Consider the following 7,609-nt stretch of genomic DNA (forward strand, 5'->3'; position numbering starts at 1 on the left):
CCAATTAAAATCAGCATAATCAGGCCCATGCCTTTTTGCCCATCGTTAGAGCCATGGGCAAAACTAACCCCGGTACAGGTTAAAATCAGCAGGACACGAATCCAGAATGGCGGCGGTTCATTGCCTACAGGCGGCGTGAAAAGTTCTGGCCGGTTTTTAAGAACCTTACGCAAAATCAGCAATACCAGCGCTGCCACGCCAAAGCCCACAAATGGCGATAAAATTAACGCAGTGCCCACCTTGCCGACCTGCGTCCAGTCAAGGCTGCTGGTGGCAATATTGGGTGGTGCCAGCAACTGGTTCATCAAGCCAACGCCAACAATAGAACCAATCAGCGTATGCGAACTAGATGCTGGAATCCCAAAATACCAAGTGCCTATATTCCAGATAATTGCCGCAATAAGTAAGGCAAAAATCATGGCAAAACCGGCATTGGTGCCGACATTGAGAATTAGCTCAACCGGTAAGAGTGCCAAAATACCGTAGGCTACTGCACCACTGGACAGCAAAACACCCAGAAAATTAAAAAATCCGGACCAGATCACCGCTGGATGCGGCGGCATGGCATTGGTATAAATGACAGTGGCAACCGCATTGGCGGTATCATGAAATCCATTGACGAATTCAAAGCCCAGCGCCACCAAAAGCGCAAGACCAAGCATCACAAAGGAAATCATGGGAATTGGTGTTTGCGAGGCAAGATCAGCATTGAGCTGAATTGCGACATAAATCAAACCGCTTAAAACGACAAGCGCAACAAAAGGCTTAAATAACCAGTGCGCCGGGGCATGAATTTTTGAATGAGGCATTCGCAACTTCTGCTTTGGAATGAAATCGGCGTAATAATCGTTGATTTGCAATAAAACTGAAATATTTTTCTTTTATACTTTTACCCAAGTTTCTATAACTCTTTATTTCTTAACCACATTAAATTTTAGTTTTAAATAAAAATTTATCTTTGATTTCCCTTAAAAATCAATAAATTAACCGTATAAATTTAAGAGCAATCTTCTATTATACTCATATTTATTCCATCATAAAAAATAACCTTTTCACCTCAATATCATAAAAACTGATATAAAGCAGTTACATATTCATTATCGCCTTCTACAGTAAAACTGATAAGAGATGACGTGCTTTAGCCTGAGATTCATGATGACTCAAAGCATGAGCCTAAGTGCTATAGTTTTTTATCGAATGCAATTTGATAAATTCAGACGTTTTATTAAAAAGTTTGAAAAAGAGAATTAGGCGTTAAAATCAATTTTTAAAGATAAAAAAAAGGATCAGTTTTGGGGCTGATCCTAAAAATGGAGCGGGAAACGAGACTCGAACTCGCGACCCCAACCTTGGCAAGGTTGTGCTCTACCAACTGAGCTATTCCCGCATATTCATCAATTTGTTTCAAGCCAGCTAAGCTGCTTAATGACTTGGTGAGTGGCATTTTATTCAAAAATAAAGACCTGTCAACTTTTTTTGTACAAGTCATTTATTGTTTGAATAATTTTTCACCCCATCCTGTTAATCAGCACGCCGCCACGTGGTGCCAGCTTTACTGTCTTCCAGAATAATGCCCTTTTCCAGTAATTCCTGCCGAATACGGTCAGCTGCTGCAAAGTCCTTACTGGCTTTAGCCTGTTTGCGTGCTTCAATGCCTGCCAGCACCTCATCTTCCGATAAGCCATTACTGCTTGCCTCATCCGCACTGGCCTTTAAAAACACGTCTGGCTGTTGTTGCAGCAAGCCCAATATACCGCCCAGATATTTAAGCACGGCACCCAACAACCCCGCTTCCCGGTGCTGTTCGGCTAAAATCGCCTCATTTCTAAACTGTTCATGCTTCAGGGCACGATTAATTTCACGCACCAGCTCAAACAGCACCGCCAAGGCTTCTGGCGTATTAAAGTCATCTGACATGGCCTGATTGAATCGCTCAGTCCACGGATGCGCCTGAATCTGTTCTGAATTAACCTGTGCCATGACTTGCTTGGCAATGATATTATTGTCCACTTCTTTAAGCGCCAGATAAAAACGCGATAGTGACTGTCTGGCATCTTTGAGAGCGCTATCGGAAAAATTGATCGGGCTGCGATAATGGCTGGACACAATAAAATAGCGAATCACTTCTGGCGTAAATTTTTGCATCACATCACGAATGGTAAAAAAGTTGCCTAGCGACTTGGACATTTTCTCGCCATCAACATTAACAAAACCCACATGCATCCAGTTATTTACATAAGTTTCGCCGGTTGCACCTTCACTTTGCGCAATCTCATTTTCATGGTGCGGAAACAATAGGTCACCACCGCCGCCATGAATATCAAAGGTATTGCCCAGACAGCAGGTGGACATGGCGGAACATTCGATATGCCAGCCAGGACGACCATTGCCCCACGGGGATTGCCATGCCGGCTCATTGGCCTTGGCGGCTTTCCACAGTACAAAGTCAAACGGGTTTTTCTTGTCAGTTTCTACATCAACGCGTTCACTGGCACCAGCCTGCATATCATCCAGCTTGCGACCAGACAAACGGCCATATTTTTCAAAGCTGTCTACTGCATAGTAAACATCGCCATTCTCGGCGTTGTAAGCATGGCCCTTGTTAATCAGGCTGCCAATCATGCCCTGCATCTGGTCAATAAAATCAGTGGCCCGTGGTGCCTGATCCGGCGCCAGACAGCCCAGACGTGCCGCATCTTCATTCATGGCATCAATAAAGCGCGTGGTCAGTTCACCAATGGTTTCATTATTCTCATTGGCACGCTTGATAATCTTGTCATCAATGTCGGTGATATTACGCACATAGTTGACCTGCCAACCTTGCGAGCGTAAAAACCTGACGACATAGTCAAATGCCACCATCACCCGGGCGTGGCCAATATGGCAGTAGTCGTAGACTGTCATTCCACAGACATAGAGTCCAATTTGCCCAGAAACCAGAGGTGCAAACTCAACCTTACGGCGTAATTCGGAGTTGTACAGTACAAACGACTTCATTGATAAACTCACAGTAAATGTTATGGATCGACAATGGAAAACAGCAAATCATACCTTATGGCTTTTTTTTAACAACCATTAAACAAAAATATTGCTTTGTGTTATTGAGTTTGCTTTGCAATAATTGACCCTTATATAAGTGATATTGCAATAGATATATCAAGCAAAGGTGTACACGTGTCGTCTAGCCAGTCTCATTTTGATTCACAAGATTTTTTAAATAGTGCCCTCGCTACCCTTCAAACTGAGCAACAGGCGCTTAGCGTGCTGGCCAGCCATATTGATGCGCGTTTTGTTAAGGCCTGCAACCTGATTCTGGCCTGTACTGGCCGGGTTGTTATTACTGGCATGGGCAAGTCGGGACATATTGGCCGCAAGATTGCCGCAACCCTTGCCTCTACCGGTACGCCGTCGTTCTTTATGCATCCGGGTGAAGCTGGCCATGGTGACCTTGGCATGCTGGTGCCGGGTGATGTACTGGTGGCCATATCCAATTCGGGCAAAAGCGATGAAATCATGATGCTGATGCCGCTGGTTAAACGTAACGCCATTCCATTAATTACCATTAGCCGCGATGACCTTGGCCCGATGCCGCAACTGGCTGAAGTGGCCTTAATCCTTGGTGAATCCAAAGAAGCCTGCCCACTGGGTCTGGCACCCACCTCCAGTACCACAGCCACTTTGGCATTGGGGGACGCACTGGCAGTTGCCTTGCTGGAAGCGCGTGGTTTTACGGCTGATGATTTTGCCCGCTCGCATCCTGCTGGTGCATTAGGCAAGCGCCTGTTACTGCATGTCAGTGATATTATGCATAAAGGCCGTGAATTACCAAAGATTATGCCGCATACCTCGCTACATGAAGCCCTGCTAGAAATGACCAGTAAACGGCTGGGTATGGCGGCAGTGGTTGATGAAAAAAACCATGTGCTGGGTGTGTTTACCGATGGTGACTTGCGCCGCACCTTTGAAAAAATGAATTCAATTGAAGCCAATATGTCAATTGAACAAATCATGACCAAAACCCCATTAACTATTACCGCTGACGTGCGGGCGGTTGAGGCGCTGGAACTCATGAATCACAAAAAAATCAACCAGTTTCTGGTGGTTAATGATGCAGAAGAACTCATTGGAATTATCACCATGCATGACATTATCAGTGCAGGAGTCAATTAATGGCTTCGTTTAGCGTAAGGGAACGTGCCAGCCATATTAAAGCGTTGGTGCTGGACGTTGATGGCATTTTGAGTGATGGCTTTTTAAGCTTTACCAACAGCGGTGAAGAAATCAAGTCATTTGATATTCGTGATGGCTTGGGCATGAAACTGGTACAACGCGCAGGTATCAAGGTAGCAGTCATTACCGGCCGTAGTAGTAATATTGTCAACAACCGCATGCAAAGCCTAGGGGTTGATCTGGTGATTCAGGGCCGTGAAGACAAAGGTATCGCCCTGCGTGAAGTTTGCCAAACGTTACAGATTAACCCGGAAGACTGCGCTTATATGGGGGATGACTGGCCCGATTTAGGTGCTATGCAAATTGCCGGACTTGCGATTACAGTACCCAATGCCCATGAAGAAGTCAGGAGGCGTGCCAACCTGATTACTCAGGCCTATGGTGGCCGTGGTGCAGTGCGTGAATTCTGTGATGTACTGCTGCATGCCAAAGGTGTCTATGACGATCTGCTGCAAGAGTTTTTATTGCATCACTAAACTGGTTAGACCCGTATTGTTAGTCTTGGGGTTTTAGAATTATGGATACGCGACTGCTATATGTCATTGCCTTGGGCATTGCGGTGCTCAGTGGCCTGTTTTACTTTTACAGTGGCAAGTCCGCACGCCTGAATGCCGATAAAAATCAGGATTTATCCTATAACGCCACCAATATCCATTTAATTAAAACCACTACAACCGGACAACTGGAAGCCACCACCACCGCCAGTAAGTTACAGCACTGGGAACAGGACAACCGTTCCGAACTGGTGCAACTGGAAAGTACCTGGTATCAACAAGGCCAGCCTGCGGCTACTTTTAGTGCAGACAAAGCGGTAGGCTACAATGATAATGAAAAAGTGATCTTAACCGGTAATGTCCGTGCACACCGCCTGACTGCCACTGGGCAACCTTCTGTTACCTTTACGACAGACCAGCTAACCGGTTATCCAAAACAAAACCGGATTGAAACAGATCGCCCTGTTTTAATTCAAAGTAATCAGGGACAATTTAGCAGTCAGGGTTTGAATGCTAATCTTGATCAGGGTCAATACAATTTATTCCGTATCCGAGGACAATATGCACCTGCTTCCGGCTCCTAAATTCAGTTTAGCCATCACTACTGCCCCGTTTATGACGGTAATGCAACGTGCAGGTCTGGCATTTCTTCTGGGTAGTACTTTACTGGCGACTGCCACGCCAACACTTGCCCTGCCCAGTGACAGCAGCCAGACCATTACGCTGGAAGCAGACCGTGCTACTTATAACGAAAAAACCGGTATTACGACTTATACCGGTAATGTAGTTATTCAGCAGGGCACCATCAAGATTCAGGCCGATTCACTGGTGGCCAATTTAAACAAGAATCGTCAAATCCAGCAGATTACCGCCAAGGGCCGCCCGGCCAAGTTTCAGCAACAGATTAGTGCTGAAAAAGGCATTGCGCGTGGTGAAGGCCAGACCATTGTTTATAATTCCGAAACAGGCATTATTACCATGACAGGCAAGGCTTATTTGTTTCAGGATGGAGCCAGCTTCCGGGGTAATACCCTGCGCTACAGCATTAGTGCTGGCGATATTGAAGCATCTGGTGGTAGTCAGGGCCGCATCCAGATTATCATTCCGCCTTCTGCCACCCAGAACCAAACAAAAGTAAAAAGCAAATAAGGAAGGATGGCCTTCAAATGTCTGTGACTACTCCTGCACCCGCATCTCGTGCTGCTACAAATACCACTACCCCTTTTGCATCTACACAGACGCTGACCATTAAGCATCTGGCAAAAAGCTACAATAAGCGTCTGGTGGTTAAGGATGTTTCCTTTAGCCTGCAAAGCGGACAGATTGTTGGTCTTTTAGGGCCGAATGGGGCTGGCAAAACCACCAGTTTTTACATGCTGGTTGGGCTGGTAAAGATGGACAAAGGTGCAATTTTTCTGGATAAGCAGGATTTGTCAGAACTGGCCATGCATCAGCGGGCACGGCGTGGCATTGGCTATTTGCCTCAGGAAGCATCAATTTTCCGCAAGCTCACCATTGCGCAAAATGTTATGGCTATTCTGGAAACCCGCAACGACCTGAATAAAACGCAGCGTCTGGCCCGGCTTGAGGAACTACTGGATGAATTTAATATCCAGCATATCCGTAACTCACTGGGCATGAGTGTATCCGGCGGTGAACGTCGTCGTGCCGAAATTGCGCGTGCCCTCGCTGCTGAGCCTAAGTTTATGCTACTGGATGAACCCTTTGCTGGTGTAGACCCAATTTCTGTAGGTGACATCAAGCACATTATTGAACGTTTAAAAGCGCGGGGCATTGGCGTACTCATTACAGACCATAATGTGCGTGAAACGCTGGCGATTTGCGAAAAGGCATATATTGTCAGTGAAGGTTCGGTGATTGCCGAAGGTACGCCGCAGGAGATTCTGGCCAATGAAACCGTCAAGCGGGTTTATCTGGGTGAAGACTTCCGCGTTTGATCATCAATTTGACTGAAAAGATTTATTATTTAATATTTTTGATACGGACTAAATCCATGAGAAAGTTAATTTTCCTGCTCCCCGCTGTATTACTGTCGGCTTGCGCTACCGATGGCAGCATGAACCCGACTGCAACCACGGCCAATAATATTGGCATGGCTGTATTTCAAACTGCGGTTGACCAAACCTGCCGTACCCAGCTGAATAACCGTACTGAATACAAAGTGCTGACCAGCGTATTAACTACTGAGAAAAAACAGGATGTTGAAAACCAGATTTGTGGCTGTGTGAGTACCGAGGCTTCCAAAAATGTAACGATGGTTGAGCTGGCTCAGGCAGCTATTGATCCCCAAGCGCGTGCCACGCTCATTACCAGAACGGTAAACAATACACTTTCAACCTGTGTGTCGCGGTTTAAGTTCTAAATTACTTTTATACTTATAAAAGGCGCATAGGCTACCGAAGGACTTGCGCCAAAAATACTATCGTCTTATGAAATATTAAGTTTGTGATAACATAGAGAAAGCCGGCAATACCTAGCCATGCAATTCCATTAGCAACCTTTCCAGCTTTAGTTATGTAATCTATTCCCGAAGAATCTAGTGCCATATGCAATCTTCTTCCCATCCATATACCTGGTATAAAGAAAATACTGGCAAAGAGACCAAAAAATAGAGAACTAACGATAGCTAAAAGATAAATCCATAGAAAGATTCGCAGTTTTAGAATATCAGAACTTTTAATGCCAAAATCCAAAAAATGCCTAACGCTTTTAGACAAAGCAGCGTTTTTTATCATACATTGATAGACAAATATAATGACCACTAAAGCATATAATAACATTTTTCCTAAACCGATAATTTAAAAATACTTATAACTAAAAAACCTCAAATTAAAATTTATGAATTACTTAAATTAATTAGAAAA

The 7,609-nt window shown here is 44.9% G+C and carries 9 protein-coding genes and 1 tRNA gene; 6 read left to right on the forward strand and 4 right to left on the reverse strand.

Annotated features, from left to right (window positions below; translation table 11 throughout):
- The 3 genes from BKE30_RS07950 to cysS all read right to left on the reverse strand — a co-directional run.
- Nucleotides 1–809, reverse strand: an 809-nt coding sequence (locus BKE30_RS07950) for an inorganic phosphate transporter (protein ID WP_143253685.1), incomplete at its 3' end; no start/stop codon positions are given.
- A gap of 502 nt (nt 810–1,311) precedes the next feature.
- Nucleotides 1,312–1,387 (reverse strand) — tRNA-Gly (locus BKE30_RS07955).
- A 134-nt stretch (nt 1,388–1,521) separates the two neighbouring features.
- A complete protein-coding gene (gene cysS, locus BKE30_RS07960) occupies nt 1,522–2,997 on the reverse strand; it encodes a cysteine--tRNA ligase (protein ID WP_076878078.1) in 1,476 nt (491 codons plus the stop codon).
- A 177-nt stretch (nt 2,998–3,174) separates the two neighbouring features.
- Between cysS and BKE30_RS07965 the strand changes: the two genes are divergently transcribed.
- Genes BKE30_RS07965 through BKE30_RS07990 form a run of 6 tightly spaced genes read left to right on the forward strand, consistent with a single transcriptional unit; the run spans nt 3,175 to nt 7,107 of the window.
- Nucleotides 3,175–4,170, forward strand: coding sequence for a KpsF/GutQ family sugar-phosphate isomerase (locus tag BKE30_RS07965; protein WP_076878079.1), 996 nt, complete (start codon nt 3,175–3,177; stop codon nt 4,168–4,170).
- Complete coding sequence (locus tag BKE30_RS07970; protein ID WP_076878080.1) at nt 4,170–4,706, forward strand: KdsC family phosphatase; 537 nt, start codon at nt 4,170–4,172, stop codon at nt 4,704–4,706. The genes BKE30_RS07965 and BKE30_RS07970 overlap by 1 nt, the downstream gene beginning before the upstream one ends.
- Before the next feature lie 41 nt (nt 4,707–4,747).
- Nucleotides 4,748–5,308 (forward strand): LPS export ABC transporter periplasmic protein LptC, encoded by a 561-nt coding sequence (gene lptC / locus BKE30_RS07975; RefSeq protein ID WP_076878081.1) that lies wholly within the window; start codon nt 4,748–4,750, stop codon nt 5,306–5,308.
- Nucleotides 5,309–5,348: 40 nt separating this feature from the next.
- Nucleotides 5,349–5,873, forward strand: a complete 525-nt coding sequence (gene lptA / locus BKE30_RS07980) for a lipopolysaccharide transport periplasmic protein LptA (RefSeq protein ID WP_076878084.1) — start codon at nt 5,349–5,351, stop codon at nt 5,871–5,873.
- 17 nt (nt 5,874–5,890) lie between these two features.
- A complete protein-coding gene (gene lptB, locus BKE30_RS07985; protein ID WP_083698497.1) occupies nt 5,891–6,682 on the forward strand; it encodes an LPS export ABC transporter ATP-binding protein in 792 nt (263 codons plus the stop codon).
- Nucleotides 6,683–6,738: 56 nt separating this feature from the next.
- Entirely contained in the window at nt 6,739–7,107 is a 369-nt protein-coding gene (locus tag BKE30_RS07990) for a hypothetical protein (protein WP_076878082.1), read from the forward strand.
- Between the two features lie 31 nt (nt 7,108–7,138).
- Here BKE30_RS07990 and BKE30_RS07995 read toward each other — a convergent pair whose 3' ends face one another.
- Entirely contained in the window at nt 7,139–7,525 is a 387-nt protein-coding gene (locus BKE30_RS07995) for a hypothetical protein (RefSeq protein WP_076878083.1), read from the reverse strand.
- Nucleotides 7,526–7,609: the final 84 nt, after the last annotated feature.

Source organism: Alkanindiges hydrocarboniclasticus, from assembly GCF_001982605.1.
Classification (GTDB): Bacteria; Pseudomonadota; Gammaproteobacteria; order Pseudomonadales; family Moraxellaceae; genus Alkanindiges; species Alkanindiges hydrocarboniclasticus.

Excerpts from the sequence above, each read along its gene's own strand:
- cysS (WP_076878078.1), bottom strand. The coding sequence starts at position 2,997 with ATGAAGTCGTTTGTACTGTACAACTCCGAATTACGCCGTAAGGTTGAG.
- BKE30_RS07970 (WP_076878080.1), top strand. The coding sequence starts at position 4,170 with ATGGCTTCGTTTAGCGTAAGGGAACGTGCCAGCCATATTAAAGCGTTG.
- lptC (WP_076878081.1), top strand. The coding sequence starts at position 4,748 with ATGGATACGCGACTGCTATATGTCATTGCCTTGGGCATTGCGGTGCTC.
- lptA (WP_076878084.1), top strand. The coding sequence starts at position 5,349 with ATGCAACGTGCAGGTCTGGCATTTCTTCTGGGTAGTACTTTACTGGCG.
- lptB (WP_083698497.1), top strand. The coding sequence starts at position 5,891 with ATGTCTGTGACTACTCCTGCACCCGCATCTCGTGCTGCTACAAATACC.
- BKE30_RS07990 (WP_076878082.1), top strand. The coding sequence starts at position 6,739 with ATGAGAAAGTTAATTTTCCTGCTCCCCGCTGTATTACTGTCGGCTTGC.
- BKE30_RS07995 (WP_076878083.1), bottom strand. The coding sequence starts at position 7,525 with ATGTTATTATATGCTTTAGTGGTCATTATATTTGTCTATCAATGTATG.